The following is a 22,773-nucleotide window of genomic DNA, read 5'->3' as shown; positions in this document are numbered from 1 at the left end:
TCGCATCGCGGCGCTCGTCTAATTCCCGGCCTCCTGCGCTTTATGCACGTCCTTGTCTGGATCCTGCGTTGCGCGGGCGGTCACCGCCTCCGGCTCAATCGCCGCGAGAATGACATGCCCGCTGTCAGCCATGATCACCGCGCGCGTTTTTTTCCCAAACGTCGCGTCAATCAATTTCATCTGTTCGCGCGCGTCTTGGATCAACCGTTTGATCGGGGCCGACTCTGGATTCACGATCGCAAGGATTCGCGAAGACGCAACATAACTGCCGTATCCAAGATCAATCAGTCTGTCGTTCACATTCGCTTCCCCTCACTTGCGCAAGCCCGCCTCCGGCACTTTCTCATCAGCTACTCGATATTTTGAACCTGTTCCTTCAATTGTTCAAGGGTATGTTTCAACTCTAGAACATCTTGAGTCAACCGTAAATCAGCCGCTTTTGCGCCAAGGGTGTTGATTTCTCGTTGAAGCTCTTGCAACAAAAATTCCATACGCCGCCCCACTGCGCCATCTTCAAGACAGAGACTGCGCAGCGCACTGAGATGACATTCAATCCGCGCCATCTCTTCTTCAACCGAGTTGCGCGCTGCGTGATACGCCACTTCAACTGCCAGGCGTTCAGACGCGAGATCCATCGAACTTCCGAGAATTCCGTGCATGCGAACCATGATCCGCTCGCGCTCAAGCGCCTCTATCGCCGGAATCTTTCCCTTCATTCCCGCGTGGAGCGACGTTGCGCGATCCAAAAACCTCAGAATTTCTGCCTTTATCGCTAATCCTTCCGTTCGACGTCGGGCGATAAACTCCTGCAACGCCTCTTCAAGAATCGCAAAAAGTTGCGCATCATCCCCGGCGCACGTTTGCGCATCAGTTGAACGGACGGAGAACAATCCCGGAATCATGAGCAGGTGTCCGACAGAAGGCGGTTCCATATCGACGAATCCCGAGCGTGTCGCGCGTTTTAGCACGCTGAAAGCGGCGTTCAACACACCCTCGTTGATCGAAACCTCTTCAGATTCATCTTGATTTGGCTGCTCGCTCAGATAAATCTCCACACGTCCGCGGTTTACTCTGTTTTTGACAAGGTCGCGCAGTGCGCTCTCAAGTCGTAACAGCTCTCGCGGCAAGCGAAACACCACATCGAGGTAGCGATGATTGACCGAGCGAATCTCGATGAGAAAAACACGATTGCCCCAAATGCCTTCTGCATGGCCATATCCGGTCATACTCTTCACGCAGTTACGGTCTCCTTTTTTGGAATGGGCACTTGCGCAATCCATTGCTATCGAACAAACGCATCTTTTTATTTTATACGACACGTGCGCCAGAAGAAAGTCGTTTTGCAGTCTTACAAACCTCACGCGCCAACCTGCCGCCGCACAAAAAAAGACTCCTGCTTTTGGCGGAGTCTGCTAAAAAAGTGAATTACGCCGCTTTGTGGTGTGTTCCTTCGCGCGTCGCGTGTCGTCTGCGCGCCCGTTTCGCCCCGACTGAGAGTGTCGGGAGTGCAGCCGCAAAGAGAACGCCTCCCCATTGAGCCAGCGAGAGTGGCGCTGTTTTAAAGATGGGTTGCAGCGTAGGAAGGTACATGACAATCCACAGCATCACAAAAGAGATGGCCACTGCCGCGACAAGGTATGGATTCCCGAAAATTCCACGCTCGCGGATGCCGTGGGAAACAGAGCGGCAGTCAAAAACGAGGATCAATTGCGCCATCACAAGTGTTGCAAACGCCATCGTCTGCGCCGTCTTTAGCAAAACGCCAAGATGCAAAGACAGTGCGAAGACAGAGAGTGTGACCACGCCGATGGCGATGCCACGCGTAATGATCTGGCGCCCCAACCCCCGCGCAAAAATTCCTTCACGCATGGCGCGCGGCGGGCGCATCATCGTGCCTGGCTCTGGTGAATCCACGCCAAGCGCGATGGCGGGAAGTCCGTCTGTGACAAGATTGACCCATAGGATCTGAATCGGCAGCAGCGGTAGCGGCAATCCCATCATCATCGCAAAAAACATCGTCAGGATTTCTCCAACATTTGAAGTCAAGAGATACCGTATAAACTTGCGAATGTTGTCGTAAATGTTTCTGCCCTCTTCGATCGCGGCGACGATTGTCGCAAAATTGTCATCGGCAAGTACCAGCGACGACGCGTCTTTCGCCACGTCCGTCCCGCTTTTGCCCATCGCGATGCCGATGTCTGCGCTTTTGATGGCAGGCGCGTCATTCACGCCATCTCCGGTCATCGCGACGACATGTCCGCGTTTTTGCAAGGCCTTTACGATGCGCAGCTTGTGCTGTGGTGAAACGCGTGCAAAAACATAGACTTGATTGACTGCATCCTCAAGTTCGCGCTCCGTCAGCTGGTCAAGCTCTGCGCCTGTCATCACGCGTCCGCCCTGCGGCAAGATCCCAAGGCGCGCGGCGACTGCCTCCGCTGTCAATCGGTGATCCCCTGTGATCATGATCGTTTTGATCCCGGCGCGCTTGCACTCGACAATCGCGGCGGCAACCTCTTCACGCGGTGGATCCATCATTCCGACAAGTCCAACAAATGTGAGATCCCGCTCCACGCGTTCCTGTGAAACGGAGTCATTCGGCACTTCGCGCGTGGCAAGGGCGATCGTCCTGAGCGCATCGCGCGCCATCTCTGCGAGTGCGCCGCCAATTTTCTCGCGCAGCGCAGGCGTGAGCGGGTGCCGCTTTCCATTCATCATGAGATGCGTACAAAGCGATAACAGTACATCTGGCGCGCCCTTGACATAGGCAACGGAGCGGGTGCCATCGCTTGCAATGACACTCATGCGTTTTCGCTCAGAGTCAAACGGATATTCATTCACGCGTTGCACGCTCGATGTCCCGCCAATTTTTTCAGCAAGAACAAGCAGCGCCACTTCTGTCGGGTCCCCCGACACGTGCACATGCCCCTCTGTCACACGCCACGCCGCATTGTTGCAGACGCGCGCGACATCCGCCAGGCGCAAGAGCGCGTTCTGGTCGATGCGCAACCCGTCTGTGCGCAAGATTTGACCGCTCGCCTGATAGCCTTCTCCTGCGACCTGATAGGCGACCCCCTCAAGCCAGATGCGCTTAACGGTCATCTGATTCTGCGTGAGGGTGCCGGTTTTGTCTGAGCAAATCACCGTGGCGCACCCAAGCGTCTCGACGGAAGGGAGCCGGCGCACGATCGCCTTTCTTTCAATCATCCGCGAGACGCCAAGCGCGAGCGCGATCGTGACGATCGCAGGCAGTCCTTCAGGAATCGCCGCAACAGCAAGACTTACGCCTGCAAGAAACATTTCATAAAGCGCGTGGCCGTGAAGAACGCCTGCGATGACGACGATGATCGTGATGGCAAGACTCAGCCAGACCAAGATTCGCCCAAGCTGATTCAAGCGGTGTTCAAGCGGCGTAAGGGTCGATCCGCTCGTCTGAATCAACTCGGCGATGCGCCCCATCTCAGTCCCCATGCCTGTCTCAACGACCACTGCACTCGCCTTGCCGCGCGTCACCATCGTCCCCATAAAAACCATGCCAGCCCGATCTCCAAGAGGCGCATCTGGTGTGGCAATAGAGCGTTCGTCTTTTTGCACAGGCACGGACTCTCCTGTCAGCGAAGACTCCTCGACTGCGAGTTCACGTGCGGATAGAAGACGACAGTCTGCTGGCACGCGATCCCCCGCTTCAAGCAAAACGATATCCCCCGGAACAAGTGCGGTCGCAAGCACCTGCGATACTGCGCGATTGCGCATAACCCGCGCCTCTGGCGCAGTCAATTGCTTGAGTGATGCAAGAGATTTTTCTGCGCGCACCTGCTGAAAAAATCCGAGAACGCCATTTGCCAGAACAATGGACATAATCGTCAAGGCGTCTGTGTATTCGCCGAGCAAACCTGAGATGAGCGTCGCAATCAGAAGAACGATGACCATAAAATTGCGGAACTGATCAAAAAAAACACTGAGCAATGAGATCCGGCGGCGCTCAAGAAGCGCGTTTTCACCAAAGATCGACCGCCTTTTTTCCACCTCATTCTCATCAAGCCCAGCCTGTGTTGCCTCAAGCGCAGCAAGTGCCTGATCGCCTGACAAGGTGTGCCACGCTGTACGTTTTTCTGTCAAGAGATACTCACCCTTTCACACACGCCCAAGCGAGCGCAAACCCAATTGCTTTTCCTGCAGCCCCTCACCGTACAAGCTATGCGCTGTCCGCTTCGATCATGCAGAGAGTGAAAGAAAGCAATTCCCACCCGGATGTGGGATAGTCTGGTATACTTGAATGAGTATCGCGCGCGAGTTCGCGTACGCGAAAGGAGCAGCATTTCGTTGCGGAGATATGCCCTGATCACAGGGAGCGCCAAAGGTTTGGCTGTCGTGTTTGCACACCATCTTGCCAAACAGAACTATGACTTGATTTTGAATTATCGCCATTCGCGCACAGCCTGCGAAACGCTCGCAGAAACGCTTGAAAAAACCTACGGTGCCCGCGTAACCGTAATCCAGGCAGACATGACAAAAGCTATCGATATCGCTGGCATGCTCGATCGCGTCTTGCGCGATACGCCGCGTCTTGACGCTGTCATTCACAGTGCGGGACCCTTTATTTTTTCGCGAAAGCGACTGACCGACTATGATCTGAGCGAGTGGCAACAGATGATTGATGGCAATCTCACTTCTGCCTTTCACGTGTTTCGCCGCGTGATTCCAACCATGCGCAGACAAGGGTTTGGCCGCATCGTGACGATCGGTTTTGACCGCGTTGAAGAGGCCCCCGGCTGGCCCTATCGAGCGGCGTATGCAGCCGCCAAAGTCGGGCTCGCCTCACTCACGCGCAGTATCGCAATGGAAGAGCGCGAGTGCGGGATTACCGCCAACATGATCTGTCCCGGAGACATTCGCGGCGCAGCCAAAGAACAAGACATCGATCCGTGCGCGCTCGATTCGCCTGCAACAGCCCCGGTTGCGGGTGACTTGGCTCAGATCATTGATCTGTTGCTCGATCCGCGCACAAAACTTTTTACGGGGAATGTGATCTCTCTCACAGGTGGCGTCGATGTGATCTCAAAGTTTGACACAGGCAAACTAGAAGTCAGGGACGCTGTCGTCTACGAACCTGGGAGTGAAGTCTACGTCATTCCTTGGCAGCGCAACGCCACGATCCTTTCGCGCGACGATCACCCCAATCGACGCAGCATCTACACGGTGCAAAGCGGAAGTGAGCGTGGGTCATTTACGCACGAACAATTTCAAGGAGCGATACCTGATGGCGTTTGACGGACTGGTGCTAGACGCCGTATTGAAAGAACTGAATGAAACACTGGTTGGCGGTCGCATTGATCGCGTCACACAGCCATCTCCGCACGATATCGTTTTACAGATACGCGTGGAGCGCACCAATCACAGGCTTTTGCTCTCTGCCAACCGCTCATATCCGCGGATGCACATGACGACACGCTTTCAGATCCCAAGTCCGGCGCTTCCGCCACTCTTTTGCACGATGATGCGAAAGCACCTGGAGGGTGGAAAAATCATTGCGCTGTCACAGGTGGGGCGTGAACGCATCGCACATATCGACGTGGAGATTCGCGATGAACTTGGCAAAAAGGTCACGCGCCGGGTGGTCCTTGAGATCATGGGTAAACACAGCAACCTGATCCTGCTCGAACGCCCCGACGGACTCATCCTTGATGCGATTGTTCACCTGTCACAGGCAGTCAACCGCCATCGCGAAGTGCTGCCTGGGCGACCGTACGTCGCACCACCTGCGCAAAATAAGTTCGATCCGCTAAAAGAGACGCGCAAAGGTTATCTTGCACGCCGCGAGCACACCATGAATTCATTTGCAAAACATCTCGTCGCGACATATGAAGGGATCAGTCCCTTCTTTGCAAAAGAAGCGGCCTACAACCCCGCGGGAGATGGGGGACACACGCCGACGATCGACGAAGAGTGGTTACGCTTTGCTGATACGCTGCAAAAGACAGTCCATCCGTCTCCTACTATCGTGCGCGGCGGCCGGGAGCGCGCCGACTCGTTTTATCTCTTCCCGATCCAGCACCTCAAAGGAGAGCGCGTGAGCTACTCTTTTGTCAATGACTGCCTTGACGCCTATTACGCCGAGCGAGCCATGAGCGACATTGCCAGAAGCAAAGCGACACACCTGCTGCGCCTGGCAAAACAGGAGCGCGCACGCGCTGTTGCGCGCATTGACACGTTTGAGGATGTCCTGTCGCGAAGTCACGAGGCAGACTTCTGGCGGATTGCCGGAGAACTTTTGACTGCATACCCGCACGAAGTAAAAAAAGGAACGCAGGAAGTGACTCTGCCGAATTTTTATCAAAACGAGGAGCCAACACACATCCCGCTTGATCCTGCGCGCTCCCCGCTTGACAATGCGAACGCATATTTCAAACGCTATCAGCGCTATAAAAAAGGGGTCGAGATCACGCGGGAACAGCTCGCGCAAGCGCGCGAGGAAGTCGTTTATCTCGATTCAGTGCTGCACGAGCTAGCGGTGTGCACTGTGCAGGAGATTCCTTCTATCGAAATGGAGTTGCGAGAAGCCGGCTATCTCCGAATGCCTGCGCCAAGCAACACGCAAAAAGGAAAACCCCAAAAAGGAAAGACAAACAAGAAACAAGAGAAGCTGCAACTGGCACCCGCCGTCTATCTCTCATCGGATGGGACACCTATTTGGGTTGGTCGAAACAACCGTGAAAACGACGTGATGACACATCGTCTTGCACGCAAGACGGACATCTGGCTGCATGTGAAAAACGCCCCCGGCTCACACGTCATTCTGCATGATGCAGAGCCATCTGAACAGGCATTGTTTGAGGCGGCGATCCTTGCCGCGCATTTTAGCAGCCTGCGCGACGCACTGCGCGCCGATGTCGACTGGCTGCCAGTCAAGCTCCTGCGCAAGCCCAACAAAGCGCGACCGGGCTTTGTCATCTTTGAAGGCCAGTCAACGCTTGCCGTCCGCTATACTAAAGAGCAAGTAGAAGAGATCCTAAAACGCTCAGCCGCCTTTCCCGGATCTGCCTAGCGTGGCGCTGAGACCGTGAGTGGCAGACAAAGGCGGATGGATTCGCAGATGCTTGCGATGAAATAAAATGGATCCTCAAAATCAAACAGCCGGGAAAGCTCTTCGCGGTCAACACAAGTCCAATCGCTCTCGCGCACATTGCATGACAGCAGACGCGGCAGGCATAATTTCACCACATCTTCACGCTTCATGTAGCGCGCGAGTGCGGCGCACAGCAGAACCAGTTCACTCTGCGCCATGGCGCGCGCGCTGCCAGAGCGCTCAGGCTCGCCGTCATGATAAAGCGCGCATAAAAGCGCCGTAAACGCTCTTTGCGGCGCGTCAAGAAGTGATACGCTCACCATGGCCACCTGCGCTAGCAGCACATGCCGCCCAACCCGCTCGGCATACACCGAAAGCCCTGCGGATGACGACAGCGTGCGCAGTTGCAAAAGTTTTAGCGGAATCAAATCCTCCATCACATAAGACAACCCTGCGCGATCGCGGGCGAGCACATCGAGTCCGATCGCTTTCATGGTTGTAACAACCTCGCCCAAGAGATCTGCGCACGCTTCTTTTTTTTCGCCCGTGTGCGTCAAGGAGGTAGTCGCGATGCGAAAGAGATTTTCCACAACCTCCTCCACATACGGGAGTTGATCCTGTCCGATCAGGCTTGAGCGCGTCAACTGCCGCAAGGCTTCCACCACCCGTTTTGCATCCTCATACCATCCGTCATCCAGGTGTCTCGTTCCCATTTCTTGCAGTGCGTGAAGAACCGAGATGAGCATCCCACTCTCTCGCTCCTTGGCGGCGATAGAGCCAATCTCGACAAATTGACGCGCAACGCTTTGGCGCATCTGCACATCTCCCAAACTGGCCATCAGCATCAGCGTGCGCACGGTGGCAGTCCCCGTCGTCGAATCCATGTCCACGGCCGCCCGCTTGGCGATATCGCACACTTGCTCCACGCGAATCAGCGCCTCCGCCGTCTTTCTTTTTTTCACGGCTGTGCGAAACTCTGACTGGATGTTGTCGATGATCTGTTCCGGTTTTAACAATTTCATGACGGCGTACATGTAAATGATCAAAATGATAAAGCAAAACACGACCAGGATCATGTCTGCGTTCATCTGCGGTTGAAGCATGGCCGGCAGCGTCATGTGAATCGGTTCCGTAATGCGCGAGAGCAAAAAAAGACTCTGAATGATCGTCACAAAATAAAAGAGAATCAGCGATGCATTAAATGGCATCTTTAAAAACATGTCGAGCACCCTATGCGTATAGCGGCTCGCCGTCAGTTGGATCGCGACGAGCGCAATGGAAATGCAGAGCGCAAAGATCGTGGAGAGACAGGATACGATGGTACTCAGATAGTTGCGCGCCGTATCCGTGTCGCCAACGAACGCTTTGGGCGAGAAAAAAAAGACGAGTCCGATGATCAAGAGCGAACCCAGGATATGAACGATGAGTTTTCGCAACGAAACAACACACCCTCAAATGGAGCTACTCTTTCTCCCTAGGGTTTCCAGATCGATCCCATCTTAGACATGATCTGCCGCGTCAGCGGCGCGTTTGGAGCGCTTGATAAAGCGGATCAAGTAAAAGAAGATAAACGTCCCTGCAAGCCGCAGGATCGTCGACACCCACATTGCCGGATCCATGTGGATCTTGCCGAGCAGAAAGACACCGATCTGCGGCGCGACGATTCCCATGATTCCAATAATCACATTAAAATGCGCGATAAGCGCGGTGCGATCCTCTCTGGGAACTACTTCTAACAGATGATTGAACTGGAGCAGATTAATCCCTGATACAAACAGTCCTGTTATCAAATTCAACCCCGTCAGGTAGACCAGATTCTGTGAAATGACAGTCATCACGGGCGTTGCCGCCATGCCGAGACAGGCAAAAGCGAGCGCCAGTGTGTTTCCGTACTTTTCAGAGATTCGTCCCCACAGTGTAAACGTGAGAATCTGCGTAATCTGACTCGCGACGTTAAACGCGCTGATCCAAATCGCCGTCGCGTGTGCATATTGAATCTGGTAAATGCTAAAAAGCGGCCAGGCTAACTGCCACCCAAAATTAAAAACCATAGAGGCAATCAAAAAGCGACGATAGGGCGCGCGACGAAACGGCTTCAACATCTCACGCACGTGAAAATCGATACGCACAACATCAGGGCGGCGTTCCGTGTTTTCGCGGTGAAGGACGAGATAGTATACCTCAAAGAAGGAAAACAGCGTGGACAGCACAAAGAGCACTTGGTATGGGGGAATCGCGTCACTCGGAAATGCTTGAAGCGCCAGGCCAGGCAAGAGGGTTGCAATCATCGCGATGATCGTCGTGACGCGGTTGCGGACGCCAAAAAAAGCAGCCCTGCGATCTTCTGGTATGAGATCCCCCATCAGCGACTGCCAAGAAAGCTGACTGAGACCTTGCGGAAAATTCATGATTGCCAAAAGCAAAACGACAAAGAAGGCGAGAAACGGGCCGCGAATAAAAAATGGGGCAAGCGCTATCATCAAATAAAAGACGCGGGCAACCGATGTCGCCCGTATGCAAAACATTTTTTTGCTGTTGACGCGAGAAAGCCACACCGCGCCAAGCCACGTTGCCAAAACGGTCATCAACGCCGGAAGCGAAGTCAGGAGCGCAACCTCTTCAGACGTTGCGTGGAGCGCATCAATGACAAAGAGTGAGGCAAAATTACCTACGATTGTAAGACCAAACATGGCATAACTTCCGTTTATGATGCTGTAACGCTCATTGATGACAATCTCTTCATAGCCGGTCGACATGAAATCCCTCAATTCCGCAAAGAAAAAAGGAGAGAACTTCTCCATCTCTCCTTTTCTATTATAGAGCGAAATCGCGTAGGTTCATAGATTGACCGCCAAATTTAACGAAACGCCTCAGAATATGCGTTTGGATTTTCTTGAAATCGAACCAGCAGTTCGACGTCCTGCTCCTGAATGACACGACTCTCTTGCGCAGCCTCAATCACATGCGAAAAGTCGGTGAGCACTTCGAGCTTGATTCCAAGACGCTCAAACGCCTCTTGGCTGACGTGAAACCCGTAGGAAAAAATCGTGAATACAACAGAGACGTGACCCCCTGCCTCGCGGATCGCCTCGACTGCGTGAAGCACACTGCCCCCTGTTGAAACGGTGTCTTCAACGACTGCGACATGCGTACCTTGAAGCAGTCTGCCTTCAATCAAATTTTGTTTTCCATGCCCCTTGGCGCTTGAGCGGACATACACCATGGGCTGCGAAACACGATCCGAAAGAATTGCGGCGTGTCCGATTCCCCCTGTCGCCGTTCCCGCGATCAATTCGACGTCTGGGTAACGCACGCTCAGACGCATTGCAAACGCGTCCGCAATTCGGCTGCGCACGAGCGGATGAGAGAGCGTGAGCCGCTGATCGCAGTAAATCGGCGAGCGCAGCCCTGAACTCCACGTGTAGGGTGCGTTTGGCGAGAGCGTCACCGCCCCGATCGAAAGCATGGCGTGCGCAAACTGACGCGCTTCATCCTCGTTATTCAGGCGATTGTCACACATCCTGACTTCCTCCTTTTAGGTTCTGCAAAAAAGCGAGTAGCGCTTCATGCGGATCTGGCGCCCGCGTGATCGGACGTCCCACCACCAGATAATCAGCACCGTGTGCGACCGCGTAACCCGGTGTCACAACACGCGCTTGATCGTCTTTCGATTCACCGCCCAAGCGGATGCCTGGAACGAGCGCAGAGAGTGCAGGATAGCGCGTCTTGACCATCGCCACTTCGTGGCCAGAACACACCACACCGTGCAGCGCGGCGTCATGTGCAGTTCCTGCCAGTCGCAAAACATGCGCAGAAAGAGGATCGTCTGAGAGCCCCATCTGCCTTATCCCTGCGTCATCCACACTCGTCAAAAGGGTGACGCCAAGCAGGCGCAGCGGCTTGCCTGACAGCGCGTGCAAAGCCCTGCTCGAAGCCGCCTCCGCGGCGGCTTCGAGCATCGTAGCACCACCCAACGTGTGGATCGTGAGCATGTCTACGCCGAGTGACGCGACACTCTTGACGGCACCCGCCACCGTATTCGGGATGTCAAAGAGTTTGAGATCAAGAAAAACCGACAATTCGCGCGCGACAAGCGCTTCGACGAGCGCGGGACCCTCTGCGAGATACAGTTCAAGCCCTACTTTTACGTAGCGACAAGCGTCACCCAGCTTCTCGAGAAGTTCAAACGCCTGTCGGCGATTCTCCACGTCGAGCGCAACGTAGATCGGCACATCGACAACATGCTGCTCGCTCACAAAAATCGCCCTTTCGCGTCGGGATTGGCCGCTCCGATCAAAGTGTTTATATCCTTAACGCCTGCCTCCTCGCAGTACGCTTGTAGTTCCTCAATGATTCTTTTGCACGCGAACGGATCCGTGAAATTGGCCGTCCCCACCTGGATCGCCTGTGCGCCTGCGAGCAAAAATTCCACAACATCCTCACCCGTTGTGATCCCGCCGATACCGATAACCGGAATCTTCACATGCGAGGTGACCTCGTACACCATGCGCACGGCAATCGGCTTGATTGCAGGCCCTGAGAGACCGCCCTGGCGATTGGCCAAAAGCGGCGCGCGGCGGGCAATGTCGATTTTCATGCCGATCAGCGTGTTGATAAGAGAGATTGCGTCAGCGCCTGCCTCCTCCACCGCAAGCGCCATCTCGGAGATGCTCGTCACGTTGGGTGACAATTTGACGATCACTGGCGTGCGCGACGCGCGTTTTACGGCGCGCACCATCGATGCGGCCATCTCCGGGTCTGTGCCGAACTGGATTCCACCGCACTTGACGTTCGGGCAGGAAATGTTCAGTTCAATCGCCGAAACGTCAGGGCTTTCGTTCAATCGCTCTACGACTTGCACATAATCCTCCATCGCATTTCCGGCGACGTTTACAATGATCGGGATGCCAAACTTGCGAAGCGGAGGAAGTTCTGTCTCTACGACGCGCTTGACGCCGGGATTCTGAAGGCCGATGGCGTTTAACATGCCCGCCGCCGTCTCTGCCAAGCGCGGCGTCTTATTGCCCTGGCGCTCTTCGAGCGTCGTCGCCTTCACGACGATTGCGCCAAGCACACTCAAATCGTAAAATGCGGCGACCTCTTTTCCAAACGAGAAACAGCCAGACGCAGGCATCACCGGGTTTTTGAGCTGTAAATCTCCCACCTTAACCGCGAGATTCACGAAAAGACCACCTCCTCCGCCAGAAAGACGGGGCCTTCGACACAAGTCTTGACATACGACTCGCATCCCTCGCGCCGCACTGTGTGAACACACCCCACACAAATGCCGATGCCACACCCCATACGCTCTTCAAGCGAGAGATAGCCTGGAATTTCGCGCTCGCGCATCACCGTTTGCACTGCGCGAAGCATCGGCGTCGGCCCGCACGCATAATAGCGCGACACGTCCGCGCAAAGCTCTTTGGTAAGCACGTCTGTCACACGGCCACGCTCGCCTTCCGTGCCATCATCTGTCACGAGATGAACCCGGCCGTACGCTTTGAGCTCCTCGCGCAGAATGATCTGATCCGCCGTTTGAAAACCAATGACAGAGATCACCTCGCAGCCGCGCCCGTAAAGCCGGCGCGCCAATTCGACAAGCGGCGGAACACCGATGCCACCCCCGATGAGAAGTGCCCTGCGGTCCTTTTCGTGAAGCGGAAAACCTTTTCCAAGCGGCCCCAACACATCAATCGCATCCCCTGCGCGCAAGCGCGCAAGCCGGCGGGTGCCGGCTCCTTGCGCGCGATACATCACCGTCATCGCGTTACGCTCGACATGCACTTGACAGAGCGAGAGAGGGCGGCGCAGGACAAAATCGAAAGAGTCCGTGACGCGCAGATGCAAAAACTGCCCGGGCTCATAGCCCCCCTCGCTCAGCTTTAGCGGCGCGGAGAATGTGAGCGCGTAAAGATCAGGTCCGATGACCCGCTGTTCAAGAACGCGCTGCACTGGCATTCACGCCACCTCCCTGTATGGGGAGCGCCAGCGGCTCTGTCTGAAAGCGAATGCTTGTGAGCACCTCATAGACAGCGCGCGCAGTGTCAAGCGACGTAAGGCACGGTATCGCGTGTTCCACCGCCTCGCGCCGGATGCGAAAACCGTCGCGCTCTGGCGTGCGCCCGCGCGTCAGCGTGTTGATGACCATCGTCGCTTCGCCGCTGCGAATCAGGTCAAGCAGCGATGCTTCTTGTCCCGTTGACAACTTGTTGACCAGTTGCGCGCGAATGCCATAGCGTTCTAAAAAGTTTGCTGTACCTTCTGTCGCGTAGATGAAAAAGCCGAGTTTTGCGAATCCGCGCAGAATGGGGAGCGCCTCTTCCTTATCCTTGTCGGCGATCGTCGCAATCAGCGCCCCTTGCGTCGGCAGACGAAATCCTGCCGCGAGAAGCCCTTTATAGAGGGCCTTCGGGAAACTCTGATCCGTGCCCATCACTTCACCGGTCGACTTCATCTCAGGGCCCAGTTCCACATCGACATCGCGCAGCTTTGCAAATGAGAAGACAGGAACTTTGACAGAGACTGCCGCCGCCTCGGGGATAAGGCCCGTCTCGTACCCGAGATCCTTTAACTTTCCGCCCATCACAGCGTGCATCGCGACATCCACCATCGGAATGCGCGTGATCTTGCTTAAAAACGGCACCGTGCGCGAGGAGCGGGGGTTTACTTCAATGACGTAGACGCGCTCATCCTGGATCACAAACTGAATGTTGACAAGACCGAGTACACTCAGTTCGCGCGCGATTTTCACCGTGATCTCGACGATCCGCTCGCGCACACCGCTTGACAGTGACTGCGCTGGATAGACTGCAATCGAGTCGCCCGAGTGGACACCCGAGCGTTCGACATGCTCCATGATCCCCGGGATCACGACGGTCTCCCCGTCTGAAATCGCGTCAACCTCCACCTCCGTTCCGAGCATGTAGCGGTCAATCAGCACAGGCTGATCCTTTGAAACACGGACCGCCTCCCGCATGTAGCGAGTGAGTTCAGAAACCGAGTCGACAATCTGCATCGCGCGCCCGCCAAGCACATAGGAGGGACGCACGAGCAGCGGGAACGGCAGTTTCTCCGTCGCCGCGATCGCCTCTTGCTCACTTGTCACCGTGACACCCTGCGGCCGCTCAATCGCGAGTTTTGTCAGCATCTCATCAAACCGTTCGCGGTTTTCCGCGCGGTCAATATCATCCACCGTCGTGCCAAGAATGCGGATTCCGCGCTCTGTCAGCGGTTTGGAAAGGTTGATCGCCGTTTGCCCGCCGAACTGTACGATGACGCCAAGCGGCTGCTCACGTTCGATCACGTGCATGACATCTTCGATGTGAAGCGGTTCAAAGTAGAGGCGATCTGACATGTTAAAGTCAGTCGAGACCGTCTCTGGGTTGTTGTTGATCACAACCGAGTCATAGCCTTGCGCGCGCAAAGCAAGCGATGCGTGTACAGAACAGTAGTCAAACTCAATTCCCTGCCCGATGCGAATCGGACCAGAGCCTAGGACGAGCACCGCGCGATTCTCACCGCGCATCACCTCATCCTCCTGTTCATACGTAGCATAAAAGTAGGGGGTCTCCGCCTCAAACTCCGCCGCGCACGTATCGACCATTTTGTAGACAGGGCGCAGCTTTTGTGCGACGCGCCGCTCGTTTATCTCTCCTTCATCCATGCCTGTCAAACGCGCGATCCACGCATCCGTAAACCCGAGCCGCTTTGCTTCATAAAGCGTCTCATCCGTGAAGTTCGCCGAGAGTCGCGCAGCCATTTGCGCGATGCGCGACAGCTTGTCAAGAAAGAAGCGGTCAATTTTTGTGATCTCGTGGAGCGTTTGCGAGGTCTCACCGCGCGTCAGCAGTTCATAGAGCACAAAGAGCCGCTCGTCATCCGCGTGCGCGATGCGCGCGAGAAGATCCCCGGTCTCTGTCGCCGCGTATGCGCGCGAATCAAGGCCGTCCTGCCCGATCTCAAGGGAGCGCACCGCTTTTTGCAGCGACTCTTCAAACGAGCGCCCAAGCGCCATCACCTCGCCAGTTGCCTTCATCTGCGTGCCAAGTCGTCGATTGGCCGACGCAAACTTGTCAAACGGCCAGCGCGGGATTTTTGTGACGACATAGTCAAGCGCCGGTTCAAAACTCGCGAACGTCTTGCCCGTAATCGGGTTCATCAGTTCATTCAGCGTGTACCCGAGTGCAATCTTTGCAGCCATCTTCGCGATAGGATACCCCGTCGCCTTTGACGCGAGCGCACTGCTGCGGCTGACGCGCGGGTTTACCTCAATCACGTAATACTGAAGGCTGTGCGGATCAAGCGCAAACTGAATGTTGCAGCCACCTTCGATGCCAAGCGCCCGGATGATGCGCAGGCTCGCCGAGCGCAGCATCTGGTATTCCGTGTCGGACAGCGTCTGACTCGGCGCCACAACGATGCTGTCACCCGTGTGCACACCAACGGGATCAAAGTTTTCCATGTTACAGATCACGATGCAATTGTCCGCACCATCGCGCATCACTTCATACTCGACTTCCTTGCACCCCGCAATGCTTCGCTCAAGTAACACCTGCGAAATCGGCGAGAGATTGAGCCCAAGCTCGGTGAGCGTGAGAAACTCCTCGCGCGTCGCCGCGATGCCTCCACCTGTGCCACCGAGCGTGTACGCCGGACGAATGATGACAGGCAATCCAACACGCTCGACAAAGGCGTTTGCCTCAGCCATCGTCGTGACAATCTGACTCTCCGGAATCGGCTCGCCAAGCCGTTGCATCAGCGCCTTGAACTCCGCGCGATCTTCCGCCATTTTAATTGAAGGCAGCTTCGTGCCAAGCAGTTTGACACCCGTTTGTTCAAGCACCCCCGACTCGGCGAGCGCGACGGCGAGGTTTAGCCCAGTCTGGCCACCGAGTGTCGCAAGCAATCCGTCAGGCCGCTCATAGCGAATGATCTGTGAGAGAAAATCAACCGTCAGCGGCTCGACATAGACGCGATCTGCCATGTCCGGATCCGTCATGATGGTGGCCGGGTTTGAGTTGACGAGAATCACGCGCACGCCTTCCTCGCGCAGAGCCTGACAGGCCTGCGTCCCGGCATAGTCAAACTCTGCCGCCTGGCCAATGACAATCGGACCTGAGCCGATCACCAGCACACTTTGAATCCCATTCAATTTAGGCATGTGCGGCACCTCCACGCTGTTCATCGATCCATTTCATAAAGTCGTCAAAAAGATATTCACTGTCATCCGGTCCGGGCTTTGCCTCCGGGTGAAACTGCACGGAAAATGCGCGCAGTTCCCGGTGCATAACCCCTTCAATCGACCCGTCGTTTTGGTTGACATGAGTGATTTCAAGTGGCGTGTCGCAAAGTGAATCTTGTGCGACGACATAGCCGTGGTTCTGCGATGTGATGTACACCCGCTGATCGCGCAGATCGCGCACGGGGTGATTCACACCGCGGTGCCCAAAGCGCAGTTTCTCCGTCTTTGCGCCACACGCCAGACTGAGCAACTGATGGCCCATGCAGATTCCAAAAATCGGAATGACGCCAAGCAGAGAGCGGATCGTCTCCACGATGTCAAAAAGATCCGCCGGATCTCCAGGCCCGTTTGACATCATGAGCCCCTCGGGCTGCCAGGCAAGGATTTCTTCGCGCGAGCTGTACGCGGGCATCACGATCAAATCGCAACCGCGCGCAGTCAGCGAGCGCACCGTGTTCATTTTGACACCAAGATCAAGCAGCACGACGCGGCGGCCGGGGCCCGGGATGCGATAGGGCGTGTTCGTCGTCACTTGTGCAACCTGATCTCGTATCTCCGCCGTTTCACGCAGTTGGCCAAGCAGTTCGCTTACCGGCTCATCCGACGTGGTGATCAGGCCGCGCATCGTCCCGTGTTTGCGCAAGACGCGCGTCAGCATGCGCGTGTCAATCCCTTCAATGCCGATGACGCCGTGCGCCTGCAAATACGTGTCAAGCGTCATCTGCATCTGGTGATGGCTCGGATGATCCGCCGCTTCACGCACGACAAAACCGCTCGCCCACGGGCGCAAAGACTCACTGTCATTGACGCTCACGCCGTAATTTCCAATGAGCGGGTAGGTCATCGTCACGATTTGACCGCAGTAAGAAGGGTCCGTCAAGACTTCCTGGTACCCGGTCATGCCCGTATTAAAAACCACCTCTCCAAACGTCGTGCCTTCACTCCCGATGCTAGTGCCAACAAACTCTGTTCCGTCCTCAAGAATCAAGCGCGCCTTTTTCATTCGTTAGACTCCTCCCTCGCAGTACGCGTAAAGACCATTCTTCCGCGATGGATGGTAAGCGTTGGCCACCCTGTCAAATTTCGTCCGGCAAACGGCGTTGCCCGCCCTTTTGACAAAAAGGTTTCCGGGTCGACCCGCATAAACGTGTGTGGATCAATCAGCGTCAGATCGGCGAATCCGCCTACTTCAATCGTTCCCGCATCAATCTTGAATCGCTCAGCCGGAATGCGCGCCATGCAGTCGACCAGGCGCCCAAGCGACATCAGTCCACTGTGCACAAACGTTGTGTACATCAAAGGAAAGCTGATTTCGAGCCCGACAAAGCCAAACGGGGACGTTTCAATCGGGCGCGCCTTTTCTTCTGCCGTATGCGGCGCGTGATCCGTTGCAACCATGGAAAGCGTTCCGTCGATAAGCCCCTCGACACACGCTGCGCGGTCGCTCTCGTGACGAAGGGGAGGATTGACCTTTCCCCACGCCCCGACACGCAGCGCCTCTTTTTCTGTAAGCAGGAGGTGATGCGGGGTCACCTCGGCCGTAACCGAGATGCCTGCGCGAATCGCGTCGCGGATGACGCGAACCGCACTTTTTGGACTCACGTGGCAGAAGTGAACCGCGCCACCTGTCGCTTCGCAAAGCACAATGTCGCGCGCAATCATCACAGCTTCTGCCTCGCTCGGAATCCCTTTAATGGAGAGTTCCCTTGCGACATCGCCGTCGTGCAGATGCCCATCCCGTGAGAGCGTCTCATCTTCAGCGTGTACGACGATCGGCACATCCAAATCTTTTGCGGCGAGCAGCGCCTGTCGCATGATGTCTGCCCGCTGCACACCTTTTCCGTCATCGGAAAATCCAACCGCCCCTGCCGCGACGAGCGCCGCAAAATCCGTCAATGTCTCCCCACGCAAGCCGTGCGTGATGGCCGCGATCGGATGAACCTTTGCATAACCATAAGAATCTGCTTTTTCGATGATCGTCTCGACAATCTCTTTTGCATCGACAACCGGAGACGTGTTTGGCATGCAACACACATGCGCGAAACCGCCGGCCGCCGCCGCCATGGTCCCTGTCTCAATCGTCTCTTTTTCCGTCTGTCCCGGCTCCCTCAGATGCACGTGCGGATCGACCAGTCCCGGAAGGACGATGAGATCGCGCGCGTCGATCACCTGACTGTCAGCGACAGGCAGGTTTACCCCTATCTCAATAACCCGCTCCAAAGCTATCCGTAGATCCAGTTCCTCAAGTGACCCGTCAGGACGCAGCACTCGTCCTCCGCGAATCAACCAGCCCATCATACACACCTCACTTTTATACATTATTACGCATAATAATTCAATTGCTTGTGAAGCACTCTTTTAGGACAGCCATGCGCACAGGAACGCCATAGTGAGATTGGCGAAAGTATGCGGCGCGCGGATCGCGGTCAACGCCCGGGTCAATCTCGCCGGCGCGTGGAAGCGGGTGCATGATGATACTGTGCGGTGGCAGTTCACTTAGAATGCGCGTGTCAATCACATAGTTCGCGCGCACAGCCTCATAGTGTCCGACTGTAGGAAAACGTTCCTTTTGCACGCGCGTCTGGTAGAGGACGTCCGTCTTTTTGGCGGCGCGCGAAAGATCCGGCTCAAATGAGACGTGCACACCGCGCGCCTTTGCATAGGCAATCACATCCGCCGGAAGCGGGATTGCCGCAGGCGCTGTGCAGACGATTCGCACGTCGCGAAACAAGCTGAGCAGATATACCAGTGAGTGAACCGTACGACCATAGAGCAGATCCCCGACAAGCGTCACCGTAAGATCGTCGAGTCGCCCCACTTCTGTCAAAATCGTGAACATGTCAAGCAGCGCCTGGGTTGGATGTTCTCCCGCACCGTCTCCCGCCGAGAGCACAGGGACCGAACTCACTTCTGCCGCGCGCGCGGCCGCCCCGATTTCCGGGTGGCGCAAAACAATCACATCAGCGTATCCGGCCACAACGCGAATCGTGTCTTCTAGCGTCTCACCCTTTACGGCAGACGAGAATTCTTTTGCGTTTTCCGTGCTTATCACTCGGCCGTTCAAGCGCAGCATCGCTGTCTCAAAAGACAACCGCGTGCGTGTCGACGGTTCAAAAAACAGCGCCGCCATGACCTTGTGCGACAAAAAGTCGGCGCCCCCCTGCGCCTGAATCACGCGCATCTCTCCGGCTGTGGCGAGTAGCGCCTCTAAGGCCTCACGCGAAAACGACTTTGCACTGATCACGTGCTTCATCTCATCCATCCTCTCGTGGACTCTGTGTGCGTATCCGTTCTTTTGAGCAGAACCACTTGATCTTCGCCGCAGTTGAATTCCCGAAGATTGACAAGCACCCGCTCGCTTCTTGCCGTCGGAATATTTTTCCCCACATAATCAGGTCGTATCGGCAATTCGCGATGTCCGCGATCAATCAGTACCGCCAGTTGAATGACAGGTGGACGCGCGTGGCGCAACAGTGCGTCAAGCGCCGCGCGCACCGTACGCCCTGTGTAGAGCACGTCATCCACGAGCAGAACCCGACTTTTCCCGAGTTCATCCGCATCCTTTAACGCTGAAGGCTCAACTTCTTTCGCGGCATCCGATGAAAATGCATCTTCGCGCAAAGCGTGATCGTCGCGATACGCCGTCACATCCAATGAATAGACATGCACCTTGCGCTTTTCAATCACCTCAATCCGCTCTGCTAGACGACGCGCCAAAGGAAGCCCTTTGCGCATGATGCCGACGATGGAAAGCGGCAGCTCGTCCTCCGTTTTTTCCACCACTTCGTGCGCGATGCGTGTGAGCGCTCGCCGGATCGCCTGCTCATCCAAAAGTGAAACCGCTTGTGTCAAGAATGTCACCCTTTCCACACAAAAAATGCCCACCTGCGGGCAGGTGAGCACGTCGGCATCGCGATGCCGACAATCATTCGCTTCCTTACCAGCCTCACAGGACTGATTTAAAGGACGATTCAATTACAAATTAGTGTACGTAAGATGAGGAGCATCTGTCAAGCTATGGTGTCATTTGGCGCAACACGGCGAGCGTTTCTTCATAATAGGCAGGCGGGTTGGCGTGAAACACAAGTTGTTGCCGCGAGACGGGATGTGTAAACGCGAGTGATTTGGCATGCAGCGCCTGGCCGCGCAAATGAAGCGGATTGGAGCGCGCATAGAGAGGGTCTCCTGCGACCGGGCAGTGCATCGCGGCCATATGTACGCGGATTTGATGCGTCCGCCCCGTCTCAAGACGGCACTCGACCCGCGTAAAACTGCGAAAGGTTTCCAATATCCTAAAATGCGTGACGGCGCGTTTACCGCCTCGGTAGATCACCGCCATTTTTTTACGGTTATGCGGATCGCGTCCGATCGGCGCGTCGATCGTGCCGCTTGCCGACTCTGGTTTGCCGTGGATGATCGCGTCGTACACGCGCTGCACCTCATGGGATTTCATCTGCTCTGAAAGCGCCTGGTGAGCACGGTCAGTCTTTGCGACGACCAGGAGGCCGCTTGTATCCTTGTCGATGCGATGGACGATCCCTGGGCGCATTGCGCCGCCGATGCCCGAGAGTCCGCGCACGTGGAACAAAAGTGCCGACACAAGTGTTCCCCGCTCATGTCCGGGCGCCGGATGAACCACCATCCCCTGCGCCTTGTTGACAACGACAATCTCCTCATCTTCAAAGAGGATATCAAGCGGTATGTCTTCCGGTTCCAATTGCAATTCGCGAGGTTCTCTAGGCGTCGCTGCGACAACGTCGCCTTCCCACACTTTCTTGCTGGCCTGATCGACGGTTTTGCCGTTGATCGAAATGAGTCCAGCCTCGATCCACTGCTGAATCTGCGTGCGTGAGATATCAAGTTGTTCGCTTAGATAGCGGTCGATACGCTGTCCACTGGCATCCTGCGACACCACGTCCTCTGACGGAAGTGTCTGCACCTCATTCTCAGTCACGGCGCACCTCATCTGCATTTTTCAAAACATCACGTGTCGACTCTTTGCGAAACCACGCTCGCCACACCATGTAAAACACAGAGAGGACAATCGCGCTGTCCGCGATATTAAACACAGGATAGTGAATGACAGACACGTAGATATAATCAATGACATACCCGTGTACCATGCGATCGAGCAAATTTCCAGTCGCTCCGCCCATGAGACAGCCAAGCGCGATCTGCAGCGAACGTTTTCCCCGGGCGTACGTGCGATTTACATAGATGATTGCGACGACGACGACAAGCGCAATGCCAATCAAGAGCGCGCGCTGATTGAGCAGCATACTAAACGCGGCGCCGCGATTTTGAATGTAGAGCCAATCCAGAACACCAGGAATGACCGGGATCGCCTGATTGACTACCATGTGCGTCACAACGATCCACTTTACCAACTGATCAAAAAGGACCACGAGGGCCGCCACGAAAAAAATCACGATCACGCCTCCTACGCACCCCATCGTACCACGATTTGCTGCGTAGAGCCAAAACGGCGTCGGCTTCAGTCTGGCAGTTGCGCCTTGTATTGTGCGTTTGACACTTGATCAAGCGCATCGACATACCCGTTGTTCTCGCGGTGCAAGTGTTGATCCTCACTCGCGCCGCGATCGACGACATTGTTCATGCTGGCAAGCGCCTGCCAGGTGTCTTCACCGTCAAAAAAGGTCGCGTCCGCGTCATCCATGTCCGTCCGGGCAAAGGGTACCTCAAGAACCTCTTCTTCAACAGGCCGACGCGCCAAGACTTCGCGCAAGGGACCATCGATATCCCGCTGGCAGTCAATGCAGCAAAGCGCGGCAGGTTCTGCCTCAAGCCGTGCAGCTTCGATCGGTTGCTTACAGCGTTCGCAGATGCCATACGTCCCGTCTGCAAAGTGTGAGAGCGCGCGCTCTACCTGAAACAATCGATTCATCTCATGCTGGGATAAGCCGAGATCTTTTTCGCGCTCAAAGAGTTCTGTCGCCTGATCCGCCGGATGTTGGTCATAGCTGCTGAGTTCACCTGTCATGTCCATCATGCCCGTCTCAAGGCCAAAATGCCGCGTCTCTGTCATGATGCGCTGAATCTGGTTTCGCTCTTCAATCAGTTGCCTGCGCTGTGCGTCATACGCCACATTGCTCACTCCTGTGTTTTCTCAGATGGTCGGCGTCCGCAGTTGAGCCTGCACGATGCGCACAATGTCCGCGATGTACGCGCCGATGAAAGGAAGGTTCCAAACGGAAATCTTTTGCAAAATGATCACTAACAGCGCCGCAAGCATCGTAAATCCGATGCCAATTCCGACACCCCGCGCGAGACCGCCTATAAAATTGAGCCAGATCATATACCACGGTCTCTGCAAAAGCGTTACGTAGGCGCCGTAATTGACGCGCTCAAAATAATTTTTGAGCCACGCGATGCCCGCCTCTTCGCGATCCTTCTTGGCGTCATCCACAAAAGATCCCTCCTTTAACCAGTATTGGCAAAGCGCAATGTG

At 55.5% G+C, this 22,773-nt stretch carries 20 protein-coding genes; 2 read left to right on the top strand and 18 right to left on the bottom strand.

Annotated features, from left to right (window positions below; translation table 11 throughout):
- Nucleotides 1–18: 18 nt before the first annotated feature.
- The 3 genes from ATW55_RS10380 to ATW55_RS10370 all read right to left on the bottom strand — a co-directional run bounded on the left by ATW55_RS10380 (nucleotide 19) and on the right by ATW55_RS10370 (nucleotide 4,116).
- A complete protein-coding gene (locus ATW55_RS10380; protein WP_067716868.1) occupies nucleotides 19–300 on the bottom strand; it encodes a DUF370 domain-containing protein in 282 nt (93 codons plus the stop codon).
- Between the two features lie 50 nt (nucleotides 301–350).
- Entirely contained in the window at nucleotides 351–1,226 is an 876-nt protein-coding gene (locus tag ATW55_RS10375; protein WP_235587094.1) for a YicC/YloC family endoribonuclease, read from the bottom strand.
- Between the two features lie 199 nt (nucleotides 1,227–1,425).
- Nucleotides 1,426–4,116, bottom strand: coding sequence for a calcium-translocating P-type ATPase, SERCA-type (locus tag ATW55_RS10370; protein ID WP_067716861.1), 2,691 nt, complete (start codon nucleotides 4,114–4,116; stop codon nucleotides 1,426–1,428).
- Nucleotides 4,117–4,320: 204 nt separating this feature from the next.
- On the opposite strand from ATW55_RS10370, the gene ATW55_RS10365 reads away from it, so the two are divergent.
- Together ATW55_RS10365 and ATW55_RS10360 are read left to right on the top strand one after the other, a co-directional pair.
- A complete protein-coding gene (locus ATW55_RS10365) occupies nucleotides 4,321–5,268 on the top strand; it encodes an SDR family NAD(P)-dependent oxidoreductase (protein ID WP_067716857.1) in 948 nt (315 codons plus the stop codon).
- Entirely contained in the window at nucleotides 5,258–7,042 is a 1,785-nt protein-coding gene (locus tag ATW55_RS10360) for an Rqc2 family fibronectin-binding protein (protein ID WP_067716853.1), read from the top strand. The genes ATW55_RS10365 and ATW55_RS10360 overlap by 11 nt, the downstream gene beginning before the upstream one ends.
- On the opposite strand, the gene ATW55_RS10355 is transcribed toward ATW55_RS10360, so the two are convergent.
- The 15 genes from ATW55_RS10355 to ATW55_RS10285 all read right to left on the bottom strand — a co-directional run bounded on the left by ATW55_RS10355 (nucleotide 7,039) and on the right by ATW55_RS10285 (nucleotide 22,731).
- The gene (locus tag ATW55_RS10355; RefSeq protein WP_067716849.1) at nucleotides 7,039–8,499 is read right to left on the bottom strand and encodes a DUF2254 family protein; all 1,461 of its coding nucleotides are present in this window, start codon (nucleotides 8,497–8,499) and stop codon (nucleotides 7,039–7,041) included. The genes ATW55_RS10360 and ATW55_RS10355 overlap by 4 nt on opposite strands.
- Nucleotides 8,500–8,562: 63 nt before the next feature.
- Nucleotides 8,563–9,819, bottom strand: coding sequence for an MFS transporter (locus tag ATW55_RS10350; protein WP_160327222.1), 1,257 nt, complete (start codon nucleotides 9,817–9,819; stop codon nucleotides 8,563–8,565).
- Between the two features lie 101 nt (nucleotides 9,820–9,920).
- Nucleotides 9,921–10,583: an orotate phosphoribosyltransferase gene (gene pyrE / locus ATW55_RS10345; protein ID WP_067716842.1), complete on the bottom strand. Its 663-nt coding sequence runs from the start codon at nucleotides 10,581–10,583 to the stop codon at nucleotides 9,921–9,923.
- Nucleotides 10,576–11,319, bottom strand: coding sequence for an orotidine-5'-phosphate decarboxylase (pyrF, locus tag ATW55_RS10340; RefSeq protein WP_082685746.1), 744 nt, complete (start codon nucleotides 11,317–11,319; stop codon nucleotides 10,576–10,578). The genes pyrE and pyrF overlap by 8 nt, the downstream gene beginning before the upstream one ends.
- Complete coding sequence (locus ATW55_RS10335) at nucleotides 11,316–12,245, bottom strand: dihydroorotate dehydrogenase (protein WP_067716834.1); 930 nt, start codon at nucleotides 12,243–12,245, stop codon at nucleotides 11,316–11,318. The genes pyrF and ATW55_RS10335 overlap by 4 nt, the downstream gene beginning before the upstream one ends.
- Nucleotides 12,242–13,021 carry a dihydroorotate dehydrogenase electron transfer subunit gene (locus tag ATW55_RS10330; RefSeq protein WP_067716830.1) on the bottom strand — a complete coding sequence of 260 codons (780 nt, stop codon included), beginning with the start codon at nucleotides 13,019–13,021 and terminating at the stop codon, nucleotides 12,242–12,244. Before ATW55_RS10330 ends, ATW55_RS10335 begins: the two co-directional genes overlap by 4 nt.
- Entirely contained in the window at nucleotides 12,999–16,223 is a 3,225-nt protein-coding gene (gene carB / locus ATW55_RS10325) for a carbamoyl-phosphate synthase large subunit (RefSeq protein ID WP_067716826.1), read from the bottom strand. The genes ATW55_RS10330 and carB overlap by 23 nt, the downstream gene beginning before the upstream one ends.
- Entirely contained in the window at nucleotides 16,216–17,307 is a 1,092-nt protein-coding gene (locus tag ATW55_RS10320; protein WP_067716823.1) for a carbamoyl phosphate synthase small subunit, read from the bottom strand. Before ATW55_RS10320 ends, carB begins: the two co-directional genes overlap by 8 nt.
- Nucleotides 17,304–18,599, bottom strand: coding sequence for a dihydroorotase (locus ATW55_RS10315; RefSeq protein WP_067716819.1), 1,296 nt, complete (start codon nucleotides 18,597–18,599; stop codon nucleotides 17,304–17,306). Before ATW55_RS10315 ends, ATW55_RS10320 begins: the two co-directional genes overlap by 4 nt.
- Nucleotides 18,600–18,639: 40 nt before the next feature.
- Nucleotides 18,640–19,557: an aspartate carbamoyltransferase gene (pyrB, locus tag ATW55_RS10310; RefSeq protein ID WP_235587086.1), complete on the bottom strand. Its 918-nt coding sequence runs from the start codon at nucleotides 19,555–19,557 to the stop codon at nucleotides 18,640–18,642.
- Nucleotides 19,554–20,156, bottom strand: a complete 603-nt coding sequence (pyrR, locus tag ATW55_RS10305; protein ID WP_067716999.1) for a bifunctional pyr operon transcriptional regulator/uracil phosphoribosyltransferase PyrR — start codon at nucleotides 20,154–20,156, stop codon at nucleotides 19,554–19,556. Before pyrR ends, pyrB begins: the two co-directional genes overlap by 4 nt.
- Before the next feature lie 163 nt (nucleotides 20,157–20,319).
- A complete protein-coding gene (locus tag ATW55_RS10300; RefSeq protein WP_235587085.1) occupies nucleotides 20,320–21,258 on the bottom strand; it encodes an RluA family pseudouridine synthase in 939 nt (312 codons plus the stop codon).
- Nucleotides 21,251–21,733: a signal peptidase II gene (lspA, locus tag ATW55_RS10295; RefSeq protein ID WP_067716813.1), complete on the bottom strand. Its 483-nt coding sequence runs from the start codon at nucleotides 21,731–21,733 to the stop codon at nucleotides 21,251–21,253. Before lspA ends, ATW55_RS10300 begins: the two co-directional genes overlap by 8 nt.
- 65 nt (nucleotides 21,734–21,798) lie before the next feature.
- Complete coding sequence (locus ATW55_RS10290) at nucleotides 21,799–22,410, bottom strand: TraR/DksA C4-type zinc finger protein (RefSeq protein WP_067716809.1); 612 nt, start codon at nucleotides 22,408–22,410, stop codon at nucleotides 21,799–21,801.
- A 21-nt stretch (nucleotides 22,411–22,431) separates the two neighbouring features.
- Nucleotides 22,432–22,731 (bottom strand): DUF5665 domain-containing protein, encoded by a 300-nt coding sequence (locus ATW55_RS10285; protein WP_067563495.1) that lies wholly within the window; start codon nucleotides 22,729–22,731, stop codon nucleotides 22,432–22,434.
- Nucleotides 22,732–22,773 lie beyond the last annotated feature (42 nt).

Origin of the sequence: Ferroacidibacillus organovorans, from assembly GCF_001516615.1 — a bacterium.
In the GTDB taxonomy this organism is placed as follows: Bacteria; Bacillota; Bacilli; order Alicyclobacillales; family SLC66; genus Ferroacidibacillus; species Ferroacidibacillus ferrooxidans_B.
This window is presented reverse-complemented; position numbering and strand designations above follow the sequence as displayed.